A 17,392-nucleotide genomic window follows, 5' to 3' on the forward strand; every position below is an offset into this window, starting at 1 on the left:
AACACCACAAACTACTGGACTGCCCGTGACAGAAATCGCTCCCGTCATCGAAATCAAAAACCTTCACAAAAGCTTCGGCAATCTGGAAGTGTTGAAGGGGGTGGATATCACAGCGCATGGCGGCGACGTAGTCTCGCTGATCGGGTCATCGGGGTCAGGAAAATCAACTTTGCTGCGCTGCTGCAATCTGTTGGAAGACAGCCAGCAGGGTGAAATCCTGTTCAAAGGCGAACCTGTCAAATGGTCGGGCGATAGCCATGGGCGCCGCCCCGCGGACCCCAAGCAGGTTCTGCGCATCCGCACCAACCTGTCGATGGTGTTTCAGCAGTTCAATCTGTGGGCGCATATGACCATCCTGCAAAATGTGATGGAAGCCCCCGTGACCGTTCTGGGCCGCGACAAGGCCGAAGTGGAAGACAGCGCGCGCAAATACCTTGAGAAAGTTGGTATTGGCGACAAATGTGACGCCTATCCGGCACAATTGTCCGGCGGTCAGCAACAGCGCGCCGCGATCGCACGGGGGCTGTGCATGGAACCGCAGGCGTTGTTGTTCGACGAACCGACCTCGGCGCTGGATCCCGAACTGGAACAGGAAGTGATCAAGGTGATCAAGGATCTGGCAGCGGAAGGGCGCACCATGATCATCGTGACACATGACATGAAAATGGCGGCAGATATCTCGAGCCACGTGGTATTTCTTCATCAGGGCCTGATCGAGGAAGAAGGTTTGCCCGAAGATATCTTTACGTCACCCGAATCTGAGCGGCTTCGGGGCTTTCTCTCCGCCACTCAGGCGGCTTAACTTCAAGAACAGAACCAAACTGGGGAGTAACCAATGAAAAACCTGATTCTGTCCACTGCAGCCCTGGCGCTGACTGCTGGTATCGCGATGGCCGACACGGTCCGCATGGGCACCGAGGGCGCCTACCCTCCGTACAACTTCATCAACGATGCAGGTGAAATCGACGGGTTCGAGCGTGAAGTCGGCGACGAGCTGTGCAAACGCGCTAACCTGGAGTGTGAATGGGTCAAGAACGACTGGGATTCGATCATTCCGAACCTGGTCTCGGGCAACTACGACACCATCATCGCCGGTATGTCGATCACTGCCGAACGTGATGAGGTCATCGACTTTACCCAAGACTATTACCCGCCGACCGCGTCGGCCTATGTCGCGACCTCTGACTCGGCAGACGTAACCGGTGGTGTCGTTGCTGCGCAAACCGCCACGATCCAGGCAGGCCACGTTGCCGAATCCGGTGCAACCCTGGTTGAATTCGCGACCCCGGAAGAAACCATTGCAGCCGTCCGTAACGGCGAAGCCGATGCCGTTCTGGCCGACCGCGACTATCTGGTGCCGCTGGTCGAGGAATCGGGCGGTGAGCTGGTCTTTATCGGCGATCCGGTTCCGCTGGGCGGCGGCGTCGGCATGGGCCTGCGTGAAAGCGACGGTGAACTGCGCGGCAAGTTCGACGAAGCCATCACTTCGATGAAAGCTGACGGCACGCTGAACGAGATGCTGATCAAGTGGTTCGGTGAAGGCACCGCCACATACGGTTCTGACGGTTCGGTCGTCACCAACTAAGACCTGACCAATCCCGGTCCGGTGCTTTGGCGCCGGGCCGCTTCCGGCCTAGCCGGAACAGACGTTGGAAAGACGCCATATGTTCTCGTACTGCGCTGATCCTGACACGCTGGGCACGTTCCGCTGGTTTTCATGCTACCTGACCAATGGCGTCCACTGGTCGTTCTACCTGTCTTTCATCAAGGTTTTGGCCTTGCTGGCTGTGACCGCGCCCGTCGCTCTTGGCTTCGGGTTTGCAGGTGCCATGGCGGCGCGCTCGCATTTCCCCCCGCTCAGCTGGCTGGGCAAAGGGTATATCGCGATTGTGCGCGGCGTGCCCGACATTGCGTTTTTCCTGTTCTTCGTCATAGCGCTGGATCAGGCGTTTGAGTGGACGCGGCATAAGATATTGTGCCCGGACTGGACCGACCCAATCCGCCAGGGCAATGACTTCCTCGTTTGTCAGGCCGCCAAGCTGCCGCTCGGAACCGCGCCTGAATGGGTGCATGAAACCTATGGGTTTTTCCTTGCGGTCATCACCTTCTCTATCGTTTTTGGCGCCTTTGCGGCCAATGTCCTGTTCGGCGGAATGCGCGCCGTACCACATGCGCAACTGGAAACGGCCGAAGCTTATGGCATGAATCGCCGCCAGACCTTCTGGCGTATCCTTGTGCCTCAGATGTGGGTTTACGCGCTGCCCGGCCTGTCCAATCTTTGGATGGTGCTGATCAAGGCGACACCCCTGCTCTTCCTGCTGGGCGTCGAAGATATCGTGTATTGGGCGCGCGAACTGGGCGGCACCAAAACCTCGAAATTCACGCAATACCCGCATGGCGACTGGCGCATGTGGTATTTCCTGTTCCTGCTGATCTTCTACCTTGGCATGACCCGTTTCTCGGAACTTGGGCTTGAAAAACTGATGCGGCGATTGTCCCACGGACAGGCCACTTCCGGCGGAGAGCTTCTGCGCAAGGAGACCACGGCATGATGATCCGCGTTCCAGACCGCAACCGGGTGCCGCACGCGATTGCACAGCAATCTCTCTCGCGCCCGCAATCTCCTTTCCAAGGAGCCCGATCATGAGCTGCATCCAGACCATTCAGGATTACGGCCTGCGGTCGCTTGGCTTTGGCGAACGCCTGCTGCCCAAGACCGATTTCACCCTGTGCGAACAGTTCACCCTGATCGGCTCGGGCATGATCTGGAACATCTATTTCGGCGTCATGGCGCTGGCGACCGGGTTCTTTCTGGCCACCGCGCTGGCCGTCGGCAAAGCCTCGACCAACAAATGGCTGCGCAAACCTGCCGAATGGTTCATCTTTCTGTTCCGGGGCTCGCCTCTCTTTATCCAGTTCTTCTTTGCTTATTTCTTCTTCCTGTCGCTGAAGAAAACATATCCGATGTTCGACGCCTTCACCTCGGCCTGGCTGGGGGCGCTGATCGTGCTGTTCCTGAACACCGCAGCCTATTCGGGTGAGATTTTTTACGGTGCCCTGCGCTCGATCCCCAAGGGAGATATCGAAGCGGCAGATGCCTATGGCATGTCCGGCTGGTCGCGGTTTCGGCGGATCGTCTGGCCCACCATGCTGCGTCTGGCCTGGCCGGCCTATACGAACGAAGCGATCTTTCTGTTCCATGCCACCACGTTGGTCTTCTTCTCGGCCTTTCCGGCCTGGCAACAACGTGGCGACGCGCTCTATTACGCCAGCTATTTCGCGGACAAAACGTTCAACCCGTTCATCCCCTATCCAATTCTGGCCTTCTATTTCATCCTGCTGACATTGGTGATTGTCGGGGGATTTGGCCTGATCAACAAACGCCTGAACCGCCACCTGCCCACCGCCAAACGAGCAAAAATGCGGTTCAAACTGAACCTGGCGCGCTAAAGGTCATCGCGCCGGACATTCTGGCGTTCAAGCCTACACAACGCTTTTAATACGCTTGGCGGTGCGAACACGGACAGTCGATTTTGGGGGAATGGTACCGCCTCCCTGGCTTGAACAGGGGACCTCTGGATCCACAATCCAGCGCTCTAACCAACTGAGCTAAGGCGGCACTTTGTGAGGGGCGATGTACCGAACGCGCCGGGGGAATGCAAGAGGATTAAAGCCTAATTCTCCAGCTTTGTTCGACAAGATCGACCCCAAAGGAATGCACCGGTTTGCTGTCTATCAGTTCCCAGCCAAACGCCCTGTAAAGCGCGCAGGCAGCCGTATGGCTTTCATGGGTCCACAGAACCATTTCCCGAAATCCGGCCTCGCGTGCGAAGTCTGTACAGGTCTGCAACAGCCGTTTCCCCAACCCAAGTCCGCGCGCCTCGGGGACTAGCAGGAAGAGGCGTAGTTTGGCGGTTGTCTGGTCAACACGCACGCAGAAGATGCTACCCAATCTTTGCCCAGCCCGTTCAACAATCCAGCCTTTTTCAAAGGACGGGTCATTGTTGGCAATGAACTCCTCAAGGATGCGCGCAACCAATGGGGCAAAGCTGTCATCAAATCCTTCGTCGCGCGCATAGAGTAACCCGTGCTGTCCAACCAGCCACGCGGCATCATCGGGGCGAAACGTTCTGAGAACCACATTTTCCATGTCTTATCTGACCGCAAAGGTGACTTGATTCTCAACCCCGTGCGCGCTAGCACGAATGCTCAGTCTCGGAGGCATAGATGGGCATCAATACCGAACGCGATATTCAGGCCAACCTGCAAATCGGTCCGACCGATCAGGGGATGGTACGCTTGTTCATCGAAGCCGACGGCATCGAGATTCCGATGGATTTCGACCCCGAGGAAGCCGAAGAAATCGCCGATGAGATCCGCGCCGCGATACAGGCCGCCCTCGCCGTCAAAGGCTGAGCTTTTACAAGCGCGGATCGCGCAGCGCATGCAGACGGCGTGCTGCATCTGTTGCAAATTTCTGGATCATCTTCTTGCGCCGCGCCGGGGCAAGCTTGTCCTCGGGCGCCATGCGCACGATCTCGGCATCATAGGCGTCAGCAATGATCAAGCCCGTTTCATCAGGTAACAGATCGGTCGGAAACTCGGTATCCACGGCCCAGAAGAATCGATCACACCATTCCAAATAGCCCTGCCATTTGGCATCCGATTGATAATCGGCACGGCTGGATTTGCATTCGATCACCCAAATCTCACCTTTGGGACCCAGCCCCATCACATCGACACGCAAACCACGTGCCGGAACGAATTCTTCAACAGAAACAAAACCATGCGCGGCAAGGTGGCGTGCGACGCCACGCGCGAGCTTCTGTCCGGGCTGCAAATCTAACAACATACCCCAAATGTGAACAATTGGTGAACAAAAGTAAAGTACTGCATCGCGCTTGACATGGTACCATTTGGTATCGCATTAATATGATACCAAATGGTATCTGTTCTGGGGTTGCTTATGGATAACCGAACTCAAAACGCGTTCCGTGCGCTGGCCGATCCCACACGTAGGGACATTGTACAATTGCTCTCGTCTCAGGACATGACCATCGGGCAGTTGACAGACCGGTTCGACATGACCCGGGCCGCGGTCAAAAAGCATCTGACCGTGCTATCCGACGGCGGCTTGATCACCGTTGAAACCCGTGGCCGCGAACGCATTAACCGACTTGAACCACAAGGCATGGCCCCCGTTCTGGACTGGCTCAGATATTTTGACCAGTTCTGGGACGATCGCCTCAACTCTCTCAAGGAAGCTGTTGAAAGGAAATCGAAATGACCGATGCAGTTCTGAAGAAATCGATCTTTCTGAGGGCCGAGCCGGAAACGGTTTGGGCTTATCTTACAGACCCGGATCGTCTGGCGGAATGGTTCCACAAACCTCAACACCCTCTGTCCGCGGGTCAAAAGTTGGAGATGTTTGGCACGACAAGCGGCGACCTGTTGATTTGGGGTGAGGTTCGCGTTGCCAACCCTCCCAAATATCTGGAATACACGTTCACCGTAAAACCGATGGGCGACGCGGTGAGCGTGGTCAAGTGGACCCTGGAACCCGTCGCAGGAGGGACGCGCCTTGACCTGCGGCATGAAGGCCTGCCGCAGGGGGCCGATGGTTTTGGCCTGATCCTGGCGCTGGACAAGGGGTGGGACGAACACTTTGGCAAGATGCGCACGGCATTGCACGAAACTGTTGATGCCTGACCCCTTGTGCGAACCCGTCATACGCCCTACTTAAGCGCGTGGCGGGTTCTGCCCTTCTTGTGACAGGTAGCATTCTGGTGGCCTTAAGCAATTCCGAGGGGGCTGGCTCTGTTCAGGTCCTGGCCTGATTACCTGGCGCCCACCTGTATATACAGGTCCTCGGGAATCAAACCACACGGTTGTTTGGTGGTCCCGCCACATTTTCCCCTGAAATTCAGCGCCCTGCTGGGGCTTCCTGCTTTGCGACCGCCGGTTTAAAGCTGTGTACAACAGGGGTGCCCCGGCGCGGGCCTTGCGGCTTTTCTGCCATGCTCATGATCTTGTAGGCGAACTGGACACCCGCAAAGACAATGCCGTTCATGAACCAGATCATCACCAAAGCGATAAGGCCGATTTCCGAACTGGTTATCAGATGGCGCAGGTTTGCAACATTCAGCGCCAACAGGACGCCGACAAACACAGCCGAAATGACAAAGCCCCAGGCAACTTGCGTGATATAAAGGCGGATCAGTTTGGGCATGGCGAACCTCTTTGCACTATGACATTCATAGTTTGCGCATATTTGGTTCTCGTAAAGGCGTCAGAATGCCTCGGGCTGTGCCTCACGCGCCATGTGATCCAGCACTGCGTTGACGAATTTCGGCTCTTTGCCTTCCGGGAAAAACGCACGCGCAACGTCAACAAATTCAGTGATGACAACCTTTGGCGGCGTGTCGCTTTGGGTCAGCTCTGCCCCAGCCGCACGGAACAGCGCCCGCAAGGTCGGGTCAATCCGAGCGATCGGCCATTTGGCGACCAGCGCACGGTCGGTCATCTGGTCGATGGCCGCCTGATAGTTCACCGCATTGTCAACCAGGGACCGGAAAACCGAGATGTCCCCGTCCAACATTTCCTCACCCTCATAGACAGCGCCAAAACGGTGATCCAGAAACTCATTCACGACAGCTTCGGTCGTTTGCCCGGACTGTTCCATCTGGAACAGCGCCTGCACGGCATAAAGCCGGGCGGCGGATTTCATCAGGCGTTTCTGGTTTGCCGGTTTCGGCGCGTCTGTCTTGGTCATGCTGTCGAGGATCCGTTGCTGTCGCCCGCCACGAGGATGGACTCGGACGGCGGTTTGAAACCAACGCCCTTTTTGGAAGAGCCCCACTTACGGCTGAGCGCGATCAGATGCAAGGCCGCAGCAGCAGCCCCACCCCCTTTATTCATCTTTTTGGGGTTCGCGCGGACTTCGGCCTGCGCGTCATTTTCTACTGTCAGAATACCGTTACCGATGCACAGGCCCTGCAGGCCCATCAACTGGATGGCCCGGCTGGAGTCGTTGCAAACGGTTTCGTAATGCGTTGTCTCGCCACGAATGACGCAGCCCAGCGCGACGTAGCCGTCAAAGTTGCACTGACGATCGGCCATTGCGATAGCGGTCGGGATTTCCAGCGCGCCGGGAACCTCGACCACTTCGCAGGTTCCGCCCGCGGCTTCGATTTCGGCCTTCGCGCCCGTGATCAGGTTATCGGCAATCGCACGATAAAACGGCGCCGCCACGATCAGCAGCTTGACTGGCTTGTCAAATTTCGGTGTCGACAGAACGCCATGTTCGTCTTGAGCAACCATGATCAGTCTTCCTTCAGGATCGAACGGGTGCCGACGATGGACAGGCCAAACGCGTCAAGCCCCAGATATACGGTTTGCGGCGAGTCGGTCAGCAGAACTAGTTCCTGAATTCCCATCTTGGACAGGATCTGCGCCCCCAGACCGGTTTGTTTGATTGTGCGCGGCCCCTCGTCGCCCGTTGCATATAGCGAGTTGCGCGGTTGACGGAACAGGCAGACCACGCCCCGTCCTTCTTCAGAAATCTTCTCCATGGCGCGCGGCAGTTCGCGCGAGGATTTCGGACCAAGACCCAGAATATCGGGGGCCTCGTGCAGAGCATGGGTGCGGGTCAACACCGGTTCGGGTGTGGTAATGTCGCCCTTGATCATGACCACATGTTCGATGCCATGGGTCTGATCGGTGAACAGCCGCATCTCCCACTCGCCGCCATATTCTGACGTCACCATCTGACGCGAGGTTTCAACCACCAGATTGTCGTTGCGCGACCGATAGGCGATCAGGTCACTGATTGTGCCGATCTTCATGTTGTGCTCTTGCGCAAATTCAACCAGATCGGGCAGACGCGCCATGGTGCCGTCGGGTTTCATGATCTCACAGATCACGCCCGAGGGGTTCAGGCCGGCCAGACGCGAGATATCGACGGCCGCCTCGGTATGACCGGCACGCACCAGCACCCCACCCCGCTTGGCGCGCAAGGGGAAGACGTGGCCCGGTGTTGCGATATGAGCCATCGTGTTCTGCTCGTTGATCGCAGTTGCCACGGTCAGCGCACGGTCGGCGGCAGAGATCCCGGTACTGACCCCTTCGCGCGCCTCGATTGACACGGTGAATGCGGTTTCGTGCCGGGACGAGTTGTTCACCGCCATCATCGGCAGCCCAAGTGCTTCGACCCGTTCTGCTGTCATCGGCAGACAGATCAGGCCACGGCCATGGGTGGCCATAAAGTTAATGGCCTCGGCATCGGCGAACTCGGCAGCAATCACCAGATCGCCCTCGTTTTCGCGATCCTCGTGGTCGACCAGGATATACATCCGGCCCGCACGCGCCTCTTCAATAATGTCTTCGATCGGGCTGATCGCGTCGCGCAGCCGGGCCTCGACCGGGCCGGGTGTCTCAAAGCTCATTGGGCAGCCTTTCGCATGGCATGTTTGAACGGCGGAATAGACCACTGAGGGCACAAAGACCAGTCCACAAACGGCGCAGGTCTGTTCCGACGCGACGTATCGTATCAAGACATTTCGGCCAGACGTGCCACATAACGGGCCAGCGTATCGATCTCAAGATTGACCCTGTCACCGACCTGCACGTCACCCCAAGTGGTGACCTCCTTGGTGTGTGGAATGAAGTTGATGCCAAAATCGCAATCTGTCACGTCATTTACTGTCAGGGATGTGCCGTTCAGTGCCGCCGACCCTTTGGGCGCGATGAACCGTGCAAGATCCTTTGGCGCGCGCAAGGTGACGCGGGTGCTGTCGCCGTCTTCCTTGATCGCGATCACCTCGGCTACGCCATCCACATGGCCCGAAACGATGTGACCGCCCAGTTCGTCACCAACCTTCAGGGCGCGTTCCAGATTGACACGCTTGCCGACAGTCCAGGTGTCGAGATTGGTTTTCGAGACGGTTTCCGCGCTGATCTGGACGTCATACCAATCGTCGCCCAGCGCGATCACGGTCAGACAAACACCGTCACTGGCAATCGAGGCCCCGATATCGATGCCCGCAGTGTCATAGGCGGTCCTGATCCGCGCACGCAGGTCTCCCTGCTGCTCCAGCTCGACGACGGTGCCCATGTCGGTGACGATCCCTGTAAACATTCCGTTAACCCTCAGTTCCTAACCTGTGCCTGACTATCACCGTCGAGGTAAGGCCAACGGGCCGCGCGGGCAAGCCCTGCCTTGCCGTACACCGACCAAACGGGCATAGTTTTGGCAACAACAACAATACGAGCAGTTCGGATGCCGCACCCGCCTTCAAGGTCTCATGATCGGGTCTTCCTGTTCCTTCAGGGCCCGCACGGACCTTTTTTCCCGGCCTTGGGGCGTATGTTGCGCGCCACGGGGGCCCGGGTCTGGCGGGTTGGGTTCAATGCAGGTGATCAGGCGTTCTGGTTCGACAAGGCGAGTTACATCCCGTTTCAGGACAAACCGGAAAACTGGCCCGCAACACTGTCCTCTTTGATCGCTGAAAAAGCCGTTACGGATATTGTTCTATATGGCGACACCAGACCCATCCATGCGCGTGCGGTCGAAATCGCGCGGTCGTGCGGAGTTACCGTTCATGTATTCGAGGAGGGGTATCTGCGCCCATGGTGGGTGACTTATGAGCGGGACGGATCAAACGGAAATTCCCGGCTGATGTCGCTGGACGTTCAGCAAATGCGCCAGGCCTTGGCCCTGTCCGACCGAAAGGCGCCCCCGCCCCCGTCGCATTGGGGAGACATGCGGCACCATATCTTCTATGGCGCCCTTTATCATTGGTTCGTGATGGCCCTGAACAGTCGCTACCGCAACTTTCAACCGCACAGGGAATTACCTGTCTCTCAAGAATTCAGATTGTACCTCAAGCGACTGTTTTTGATGCCTTTTCATCGCCTTCAACGAAGTGTGGCAACGGCGCGGGTCAGATGGGGCGGATACCCCTACCACCTCGTTCTGTTGCAGCTTGGGCATGACAGCTCGGTGCAGGCTCATTCCAGCTTTTCGGGCATGTGTGAATTTCTTGAGCTGGTAATCGAAGGATTTGCGCAGGGCGCGCCTGCCCATCACAGGCTGGTGGTAAAGGAACACCCGTTGGAAAACCATCGCGAACCGTTGCGACGCCGGGCCCGCGAGATAGCCGGAAAACATGGCATCGGCGACCGGGTTCATTATGTGCCGGGCGGCAAGCTGGCCATATTGCTGGATGAGGCGAGTTCGGCCGTCACCGTGAATTCCACTGCCGGACAGCAAGTCCTGTGGCGGGGCATTCCATTGCGCATATTCGGGCGTTCGGTTTACGACAAGCCCGATTTCGTCTCACAGCAGCCGATCGCAGCGTTTTTCGCCGGTCCCCGCCACCCGGATGCCGAAGCCTATCGCTGTTATCGGCAATTTCTTCTGGAAACCAGTCAGGTACCCGGTGGGTTCTACTCAAGACGTGGCCGCCGTCAGCTGCTGCGTCGCGCCGTGGATATGCTTTTGGACACCAACGATCCTTACCAATCGGTTCTGAATACGAACGAGGCGCGAACGACACAGTTGAAAGTCGTCGAATGAAACGGGTGGTGTGTGACTGGAAGTTAAGCAACTTACCAGCTAATCTGCACGCAACTACAAAAGACTGAGGATATCGGGCGGTGAAAGTCTCTCTTAGGCGATGGATGCGGGGTGTGTCCCTTGTGGCTGCAATTGGTCTGCTGGCTGCGTGCCAGTTGCCAAAATCCGGACCGAACAAATCCGAAATTCTGGCCGGTTCAGTTCAAAACGGGGGCAACGCATATGTCGTTGAAGTTGACGACAATGTCACACGCGCGACGTCCGCCATTCCTCAGTATGGCTTTTCGTCCTCCTTCAGCAGTGCCCAGACATTGACCGCAGATACCGTCCGCCCTGGTGACGTGCTGGGGCTGACCATCTGGGAAAACGTCGACGATGGCTTGCTGTCAGGCGAAACCGGTCTTGCGACCGCGTTGAACGAGGTTCAGGTCGATAGTGACGGATTTATCTTTGTCCCCTATGCAGGCCGGATTCGGGCCGCGGGAAACACGCCAGAACAGCTGCGCGTTCTGATCACAGACAAGCTTCAGGAACAAACGCCGGACCCACAAGTCGAAGTGCGGCGCGTCGCGGGTGACGGGTCCACCGTCTCGCTGACGGGCACGGTCGCCGCACCGGGCATTTATCCGATTGAACGGCCAACCCGATCGCTGCTTGGTATGTTGTCCCAGGCGGGCGGGGTCTCGGTCGCGTCGGACATCGCGCTGGTGACCCTGATCCGGGGCGATCAGAAGGGTACCGTTTGGTACGAGGACCTGTTCCGCAACCCCAAGCTGGACGTCGCCCTGCGCGGTGGCGACCGCATTCTGGTGGAAGAGGACAGCAGATCGTATATCGCCCTTGGCGCAACCGGGGGCCAGTCGCGCGTGGCATTTGAAAGTCAGGACCTGTCGGCTCTGGAAGCCTTGGCGCAGGTCGGTGGTCTGCTGACGCTTTCCTCGGATCCAACGGGAATATTCATTCTGCGCAAGGAACGTCAGGATGTCGCCCGCAGTATCACCGGACGCGCCGACCTCAAAGGGGATCAGCGCATGATCTACCTGCTGAACCTGACAGCCCCCAACGGCCTGTTCATTGCACGCGATTTCGTGATCCGGGATGATGATACAATCTACGTGACCGAAGCGCCCTATGCGCAGTGGAGCAAGTCGATCTCACTTATCGCAGGCGGTCTGACGCCCGTTGCAAACGTTGCCACGCTAACTGGCAATTGATGCATGCGTCCCGATCCCGACACGTCAGCCGGGAGCGGGCTAAATCGGCTGTTTGTCTATAATGGCGGCTTTCTGACCCAGAAACGTCTGAGACGAATTCTGACGCTTTCGGGTTACGACATTCGTCTGGGACTTCCGAAAGAAGGCGATTGCGTAGGCGTCTGGGGCAACAGCCCGACAGCACATCGCGGCCTTAAGATCGCCGAAAAACACGCTGCCCCGGTTCTGCGGGTCGAGGACGCCTTTCTCAGATCTCTGCACCCGGGCCGGAATGGCGAGCCCCCCTTGGGGCTGTTGCTGGATCGTTCCGGCCTGCATTTCGATGCCGCCACGCCGTCTGAACTTGAGACAGTGCTGACCACGCACCCTCTGGATGACACGGCCCTGCTGGACCGTGCCCGCGCCGCGATCACGCGGATCAGAGAGCTTAACCTCAGCAAATATTCCGCCTTCGATCTCGATCTTGATTCACCCGATCCGGGCTATGTTCTGGTGATCGATCAGACGGTCGGCGATGCTTCAGTAACTGCAAGCGGAGCGGACCGCGCCCGGTTTCTTGAAATGCTTGTCTTGGCGCAGGAGGAAAACCCCGGCGCGCGTATCCTGATCAAGACACATCCTGAAACACTGGCGGGTCACCGTCAGGGGCATTTCACCGATCAGGACCTGTCAGACCGGATAACGCGGTTCAGCGACCCGATCAGCCCATGGCCGTTGCTTGAAGGGGCTGTTGCTGTTTACACCGTGTCCTCGCAACTGGGGTTCGAGGCAATTCTGGCGGGCCACAAACCGCGTGTGTTCGGCCAACCTTTCTATGCCGGATGGGGCCTGACGCAGGATGACAGACCCGTTCCGCGCCGCCAGCGCAGTCTGACACGGGCGCAATTGTTCGCGGCCGCCATGCTGCTGTACCCGACTTGGTTCGATCCCTATCGTGATCAGCTGTGCGAACTGGAAACGGTACTGGACACGTTAGAGGCAAAGACCCGCGCCTGGCGACAGGACAAGAACGGCTGGACGGCATCCGGGATGCGCTTGTGGAAACGCAGGCATCTGCAACAGTTTTTCGGGCAACATGGAAAGCTGCGCTTTACGGCATCTCAACCCGGCACACCGGACCGCCCCCACATGGTATGGGCCAGCCAGGCAAGGAACACCGAAGGGGCGGTTCGGGTCGAAGACGGGTTCCTGCGTTCACGCGGGCTTGGGGCGGCACTGGTCCCGCCATTGTCGCTGGTGACAGACGAGATCGGTATCTACTACGACCCGACAAAACCCAGCCAGTTGGAAGAGCTGATCACTTTGCGTGAAACGTTGAGGCCGGATCAGGACCTGCGCGCGGAACGTCTTGTCGAAAACCTTTTGGCCGAAGGCCTGAGCAAATACAATACCGGCAATCCGACCAGCCCCCTGCCCGAAGGCCATCGTATTCTTGTGCCCGGACAGGTCGAGGACGACGCCTCGATCCTGTTGGGTACCAGCGCGGTCCGCAACAATCTGGACCTGCTGAAAACTGTGCGCGATGCCAATCCCGACGCGATCCTGATTTACAAACCCCACCCCGATGTCGAAGCGGGTCTGCGCGAAGGCAGGATCGATGCCGAGGCGATTGCAGACATTGTTTTAACCCAAACAGACCCCGCGTCATTGTTGCCGCACGTGCAGGAAGTATGGACCATGACATCGCTTCTGGGGTTCGAGGCTTTGCTGCGCGGCGTGAAGGTTACAACTCTGGGCGCGCCCTTTTATGCGGGTTGGGGGCTGACCACGGATCTGGGGGTTGTTCCCGCCCGGCGTGGCGCACGACCAACGTTGATGGGCCTCGTCCATGCCACCCTGATTGATTACCCTCGTTATTTCGACCCAGTCACGGGGCAACCCTGCCCGGTCGAGGTTGCAGTTGAACGTCTGGCGCAGGGCACTTGTGCTCCGACCGGTCCGTTCAATCGAGTTCTGTCAAAACTTCAGGGCGCGTTTGCGACACATGCGCACTTGTGGCGCTAAACCTAGTCCGACGCCCTGCGCCAACGGTGCAGGATATCCCCACCCACCACTTTCGCTTCAACCAGTTCGAACCGTGGCGCGGCGTCCAGTGTCGTTAAAGCCAATGTTCCCACGGCAGCCAGACCTTCGGCTCCGATGGTCAATCCAGCGGTAAATCCGACCAGTTCATCCACCAGATCCTCGGCCAGCAGCGACGCTGCCAGCGCCGCCCCACCTTCGCAGAAGACGCTGGTCAGACCGGCTTGCCCCAACTGTTGGAGCAGATCGACCGCGTCAACCTGATGATCTTTCAACGCACAGGGGATCAGCTTTGCGCCCAATCCTTCCCAGGCTTTCGCGCGCTCGGCATCCGGGTGATGCGCATGGCAGAGCCACACAGGTGTCTTTGATGCCGTGCGAGCCAAATGCCCCATCAGGGATATGTCCATATGGCGCGAAACCACAACGCGCACGGGCTGATGATCAACGCCAAGGTCCCGAACCGTCAGTGACGGGTCGTCGGCCCGCGCCGTACCGGCACCGACCATCACCGCGCTGTGGCGCGCGCGCATGGCATGGACGACGCGGCGCGCCTGTGGCCCGGTAATCCATTGGCTATGCCCGGTCGCGGTTGCGATCCGCCCATCAAAACTGCTGGCCAGCTTAAGCGTTACAAAAGGTCGGCCCTGTTCGGTCTTCAGAAAAAAGCCCGCCAGATCACGTTCCGCCTGCGCTGCGAGGACACCGGTTACGACCTTAATTCCGGCCTCGCGCAGCTTGGCAAAGCCCTGCCCTGCGACACGCGGATCGCTGTCTTCCACGGCTGCCACAACACGGGCGACACCCGCAGCAATCAATGCCTCGGCACAGGGCGGTGTCTTTCCGTGATGGGCGCAGGGCTCCAAACTCACATAGGCGGTCGCGCCACGCGCGGCCTGCCCAGCCTGCGCCAAAGCCTCAGTCTCGGCATGGGGGCGCCCGCCCGGCTGAGTCCAACCGCGCCCGACAATCCGGCCTTTGCGCACGATAACGCAACCCACCGCAGGGTTTGGCCAGCACGTCCCCTGGCCGCGCCGCCCCAATGACAAGGCCAGCGCCATAAACCGCTTATCTGTTTCGCTCACTCGTCCGTCGAAGGCTGCGGCGGTCGCAGTTCGTGGACAAACTCCTCGAAATCATCGGCCGCCTGGAAATTCTTGTACACACTCGCAAAGCGAACATAAGCGACGGTATCGATCCGCGCCAGAGCTTCCATAACGATCTCACCGATCTTGTGGGACGGGATATCCGTGTCGCCCATGCTTTCCAGCCGGCGCACAATACCCGAAATCATCTGATCGATCCGCTCGGGATCAACTGGCCGTTTCTGCATCGAGATGCGGATCGAACGTTCCAGTTTATCGCGGTCGAAATCTTCGCGTTTACCATTGGTCTTTATGACAACCAGATCACGCAGCTGCACACGCTCATAGGTCGTGAACCGCCCGCCACATGCTGGGCAAAACCGACGTCGGCGGATTGCCACGTGGTCCTCTGCCGGGCGTGAATCTTTTACCTGAGTATCGATATTTCCGCAAAACGGGCAGCGCATCCGCCGTCTCCTCGTCCCTTGTTCCGCCTCTTTTTGTAAGTGCTGCGACTTACTTATCCACAACTATAGGGCAGCAACTAGGGTTTGGGTAGTCGGAAATTTCAACCGCTAGATAAAGGGTCAGGTCAGGTGTGCTGCAATCCGTTTCTGGTGTGGTGCCGTGCGGTGTTCAAACAGATAGATCCCCTGCCATGTTCCAAGGCACGGGCGACCCTGCACCACAGGTATCGACAAGGATACCGGCAACAGCGCAGCCTTTATATGCGCTGGCATGTCATCGGGGCCTTCGTAAGTATGCCTTAGATACGACATTGACGGGTGATCGGATGGCGGCACCAGCCTTTCGAAAAACGCCCGAAGATCAGTTTGAACTTCGGGGTCCGCGTTTTCCTGAACAAGCAATGAACAGGAAGTGTGGCGAACGAAAAGCGTCAGTAAGCCATCCGTCGCCACCTGCCCAAGCCACTGCGTCACTTCAGACGTGAATTCGTATAGCCCTGATCCTTTTGTACGGATTGCAAATTCAGTCTGCATTCGCGGTGTCTCGCCGTTCTGTCAGTCGTTATAGAACGGTCGATAGTTACACCTGGCATTCGCGCCTTGTACAGACATGCTGTCGCCAGTTTGAAAACCGATTGTAACAAAACTGCTTGGCTGTACATCGACATTCTGGGGCGGCTTGGTCGAAAACTGAACCGCCGTCTTGCGCCCGGTGGTGACGCTTGGCCCATACCCACGCAACACATAGATCGGATCGCGCCAACCCGCGCCCAATGTACGCCGAGCATAATCCGCTGCGGCGCACCAGTATCCTTCGGTGCGCCGGTCGCCTCGCGGAATAACCTCGAAGTCAGTGGCGTTTATCGGCTCGGTCCGGTAACCGTGCGGCGCCGCGTCAGCCGTCATTGGAATGCTGAACGCCAGGGCGGCAAGCGCGGCAAATGTCCGTGTATGTTTCATTGTCATAATTCCCTGATTGTGTGTCTCAAAAAGGTTAGGCCATAAGCTCCGTCGGCACAGGGTCGCTCACGTTCTGTTTAGTCCGTCTCGTGCGATGCGTGAACCGGCGTGAGCCAGCCCTGGTATCTGATCAACATTCCCAGTCCCGGCGCGTCTGCAGACACATCAAACCGAAAGCGCCCCGCTTTGTCCTGCCATTCGCGCGTTCTTGATCGCGGCAAGGTAAAAGATGGCATCGGGATGCCAAACACGGTCAGGCGGAGGATTTTGATATGCATCCCATTTTCCCACCAAACGGGCTTTAACCAGATCGAGATCGCGCCAAAAGATTCACGGACACACTCTCTTTTCGTATCATATTTCAGAGTTGATCGGGTTTTGTGGCCCGCGAAATTCCGATCCCATGACCAGAATTCGCCATCAGTATCAATGTGCACGGAGACGGGGACGTCTTTGCCGCTTTGCGGAAACCCGGCCAGACGTGTTGCAAGGGCAACCCATATCCCTTTGCCACGTTCGATGTCGCAACGTCCTGCAAAGCAGCCCTCGCTCATGTGCAATACTCGAACCGCCCCTGGCAACCTTTCGGTCGATCCTATCGCCTTAAGAAAGGGATCGTCCATCGCTAGTACCCGTTTTCGGCAAAACGAGCCCTGATATCGGGACCGGGAACCAGACATGTCTCGGAACGCCCAAAGAATGCATATCTGTTTCGTGCGATCAGGCGATAGGTTGGATCCTTGATAAGCCGAGGCAGAAACCGACACATTGATAATAGCGACCATGGGCCGCGCAACTGTCGCATCGCCGCTGCAAATGCATCCAGATGCTGAAAAACAGCGCCATTCACGACCACCAGATTTGTTTGAAAATCCTGTGTGGGAAGGCCGAGATCACGATATAGCTTTTGCCCAAGCGGGGACTGCGCCGTTGCAAATTGGAAAACATGGCGCTGGTCACGTTTCAGCATAAACTGGAAAAACCTCGAACACAGCACGCATTCGCTGTCGAACACAATTAGGTTTTGGTCATTAACCGCTGTATTCTCAAAAATATCCTGCAAGGTTT

23 protein-coding genes and 1 tRNA gene are annotated in these 17,392 nt (G+C 57.7%); 10 read left to right on the plus strand and 14 right to left on the minus strand.

The features are described from left to right. Positions 1–25: 25 nt before the first annotated feature. The 4 genes from ACR0AP_RS04975 to ACR0AP_RS04990 all read left to right on the plus strand — a co-directional run bounded on the left by ACR0AP_RS04975 (position 26) and on the right by ACR0AP_RS04990 (position 3,450). The gene (locus ACR0AP_RS04975; protein WP_267365283.1) at positions 26–802 is read left to right on the plus strand and encodes an ABC transporter ATP-binding protein; all 777 of its coding nucleotides are present in this window, start codon (positions 26–28) and stop codon (positions 800–802) included. A gap of 33 nt (positions 803–835) precedes the next feature. Next, positions 836–1,585, plus strand: a complete 750-nt coding sequence (locus ACR0AP_RS04980) for a transporter substrate-binding domain-containing protein (RefSeq protein ID WP_480481555.1) — start codon at positions 836–838, stop codon at positions 1,583–1,585. A 79-nt stretch (positions 1,586–1,664) separates the two neighbouring features. Beyond that, positions 1,665–2,552, plus strand: coding sequence for an ABC transporter permease (locus ACR0AP_RS04985; RefSeq protein ID WP_480476942.1), 888 nt, complete (start codon positions 1,665–1,667; stop codon positions 2,550–2,552). Positions 2,553–2,643: 91 nt separating this feature from the next. After that, positions 2,644–3,450: an ABC transporter permease gene (locus ACR0AP_RS04990; protein ID WP_209595834.1), complete on the plus strand. Its 807-nt coding sequence runs from the start codon at positions 2,644–2,646 to the stop codon at positions 3,448–3,450. 92 nt (positions 3,451–3,542) lie between these two features. Here the strand turns inward: ACR0AP_RS04990 and ACR0AP_RS04995 are convergent. Together ACR0AP_RS04995 and ACR0AP_RS05000 are read right to left on the minus strand one after the other, a co-directional pair. Beyond that, positions 3,543–3,619: transfer RNA gene (locus ACR0AP_RS04995), tRNA-His, on the minus strand. A 48-nt stretch (positions 3,620–3,667) separates the two neighbouring features. Continuing rightward, complete coding sequence (locus ACR0AP_RS05000) at positions 3,668–4,150, minus strand: GNAT family N-acetyltransferase (protein ID WP_480505665.1); 483 nt, start codon at positions 4,148–4,150, stop codon at positions 3,668–3,670. Between the two features lie 77 nt (positions 4,151–4,227). Between ACR0AP_RS05000 and ACR0AP_RS05005 the strand changes: the two genes are divergently transcribed. After that, on the plus strand, positions 4,228–4,416 hold the full coding sequence (locus ACR0AP_RS05005) for a DUF6324 family protein (protein ID WP_117869403.1): 189 nt from the start codon (positions 4,228–4,230) through the stop codon (positions 4,414–4,416). A 4-nt stretch (positions 4,417–4,420) separates the two neighbouring features. On the opposite strand, the gene ACR0AP_RS05010 is transcribed toward ACR0AP_RS05005, so the two are convergent. Next, entirely contained in the window at positions 4,421–4,852 is a 432-nt protein-coding gene (locus ACR0AP_RS05010) for an MmcB family DNA repair protein (RefSeq protein WP_209504302.1), read from the minus strand. A gap of 114 nt (positions 4,853–4,966) precedes the next feature. On the opposite strand from ACR0AP_RS05010, the gene ACR0AP_RS05015 reads away from it, so the two are divergent. Together ACR0AP_RS05015 and ACR0AP_RS05020 are read left to right on the plus strand one after the other, a co-directional pair. After that, positions 4,967–5,287, plus strand: coding sequence for an ArsR/SmtB family transcription factor (locus ACR0AP_RS05015; RefSeq protein WP_480476940.1), 321 nt, complete (start codon positions 4,967–4,969; stop codon positions 5,285–5,287). Further along, complete coding sequence (locus ACR0AP_RS05020) at positions 5,284–5,709, plus strand: SRPBCC family protein (RefSeq protein ID WP_480505667.1); 426 nt, start codon at positions 5,284–5,286, stop codon at positions 5,707–5,709. Before ACR0AP_RS05015 ends, ACR0AP_RS05020 begins: the two co-directional genes overlap by 4 nt. Positions 5,710–5,923: 214 nt before the next feature. Here ACR0AP_RS05020 and ACR0AP_RS05025 read toward each other — a convergent pair whose 3' ends face one another. From ACR0AP_RS05025 to ACR0AP_RS05045, 5 genes are all read right to left on the minus strand, one after another. After that, positions 5,924–6,229 carry a hypothetical protein gene (locus ACR0AP_RS05025; RefSeq protein WP_209504305.1) on the minus strand — a complete coding sequence of 102 codons (306 nt, stop codon included), beginning with the start codon at positions 6,227–6,229 and terminating at the stop codon, positions 5,924–5,926. Between the two features lie 60 nt (positions 6,230–6,289). Then, positions 6,290–6,772 (minus strand): transcription antitermination factor NusB, encoded by a 483-nt coding sequence (gene nusB / locus ACR0AP_RS05030; protein ID WP_480481565.1) that lies wholly within the window; start codon positions 6,770–6,772, stop codon positions 6,290–6,292. Next, positions 6,769–7,320, minus strand: a complete 552-nt coding sequence (locus ACR0AP_RS05035; RefSeq protein ID WP_480505668.1) for a 6,7-dimethyl-8-ribityllumazine synthase — start codon at positions 7,318–7,320, stop codon at positions 6,769–6,771. Before ACR0AP_RS05035 ends, nusB begins: the two co-directional genes overlap by 4 nt. Positions 7,321–7,322: 2 nt before the next feature. Beyond that, positions 7,323–8,444, minus strand: coding sequence for a 3,4-dihydroxy-2-butanone-4-phosphate synthase (ribB, locus tag ACR0AP_RS05040; protein ID WP_480505670.1), 1,122 nt, complete (start codon positions 8,442–8,444; stop codon positions 7,323–7,325). Between the two features lie 104 nt (positions 8,445–8,548). After that, entirely contained in the window at positions 8,549–9,136 is a 588-nt protein-coding gene (locus ACR0AP_RS05045) for a riboflavin synthase (protein ID WP_480505672.1), read from the minus strand. 141 nt (positions 9,137–9,277) lie between these two features. Between ACR0AP_RS05045 and ACR0AP_RS05050 the strand changes: the two genes are divergently transcribed. From ACR0AP_RS05050 to ACR0AP_RS05060, 3 genes are all read left to right on the plus strand, one after another. Then, entirely contained in the window at positions 9,278–10,576 is a 1,299-nt protein-coding gene (locus tag ACR0AP_RS05050; RefSeq protein WP_480505674.1) for a capsule biosynthesis protein, read from the plus strand. Between the two features lie 80 nt (positions 10,577–10,656). Continuing rightward, entirely contained in the window at positions 10,657–11,790 is a 1,134-nt protein-coding gene (locus ACR0AP_RS05055; protein ID WP_480505676.1) for a polysaccharide biosynthesis/export family protein, read from the plus strand. A gap of 3 nt (positions 11,791–11,793) precedes the next feature. Next, a complete protein-coding gene (locus tag ACR0AP_RS05060; RefSeq protein ID WP_480505678.1) occupies positions 11,794–13,794 on the plus strand; it encodes a capsular polysaccharide biosynthesis protein in 2,001 nt (666 codons plus the stop codon). A gap of 2 nt (positions 13,795–13,796) precedes the next feature. On the opposite strand, the gene ribD is transcribed toward ACR0AP_RS05060, so the two are convergent. From ribD to ACR0AP_RS05090, 6 genes are all read right to left on the minus strand, one after another. Beyond that, a complete protein-coding gene (gene ribD / locus ACR0AP_RS05065) occupies positions 13,797–14,897 on the minus strand; it encodes a bifunctional diaminohydroxyphosphoribosylaminopyrimidine deaminase/5-amino-6-(5-phosphoribosylamino)uracil reductase RibD (RefSeq protein ID WP_480505680.1) in 1,101 nt (366 codons plus the stop codon). Continuing rightward, entirely contained in the window at positions 14,894–15,364 is a 471-nt protein-coding gene (nrdR, locus tag ACR0AP_RS05070) for a transcriptional regulator NrdR (protein WP_209504313.1), read from the minus strand. Before nrdR ends, ribD begins: the two co-directional genes overlap by 4 nt. 120 nt (positions 15,365–15,484) lie before the next feature. Next, the gene (locus ACR0AP_RS05075; protein WP_480505682.1) at positions 15,485–15,898 is read right to left on the minus strand and encodes a secondary thiamine-phosphate synthase enzyme YjbQ; all 414 of its coding nucleotides are present in this window, start codon (positions 15,896–15,898) and stop codon (positions 15,485–15,487) included. A 21-nt stretch (positions 15,899–15,919) separates the two neighbouring features. Next, positions 15,920–16,324 carry a hypothetical protein gene (locus tag ACR0AP_RS05080; RefSeq protein ID WP_480505684.1) on the minus strand — a complete coding sequence of 135 codons (405 nt, stop codon included), beginning with the start codon at positions 16,322–16,324 and terminating at the stop codon, positions 15,920–15,922. A gap of 77 nt (positions 16,325–16,401) precedes the next feature. Beyond that, complete coding sequence (locus ACR0AP_RS05085; RefSeq protein ID WP_480505686.1) at positions 16,402–16,947, minus strand: DUF4166 domain-containing protein; 546 nt, start codon at positions 16,945–16,947, stop codon at positions 16,402–16,404. 2 nt (positions 16,948–16,949) lie between these two features. Then, complete coding sequence (locus ACR0AP_RS05090; protein WP_480505824.1) at positions 16,950–17,339, minus strand: thiol-disulfide oxidoreductase DCC family protein; 390 nt, start codon at positions 17,337–17,339, stop codon at positions 16,950–16,952. Positions 17,340–17,392: the final 53 nt, after the last annotated feature.

The sequence above is a fragment of the Ruegeria sp. AF7 genome (assembly GCF_056541885.1).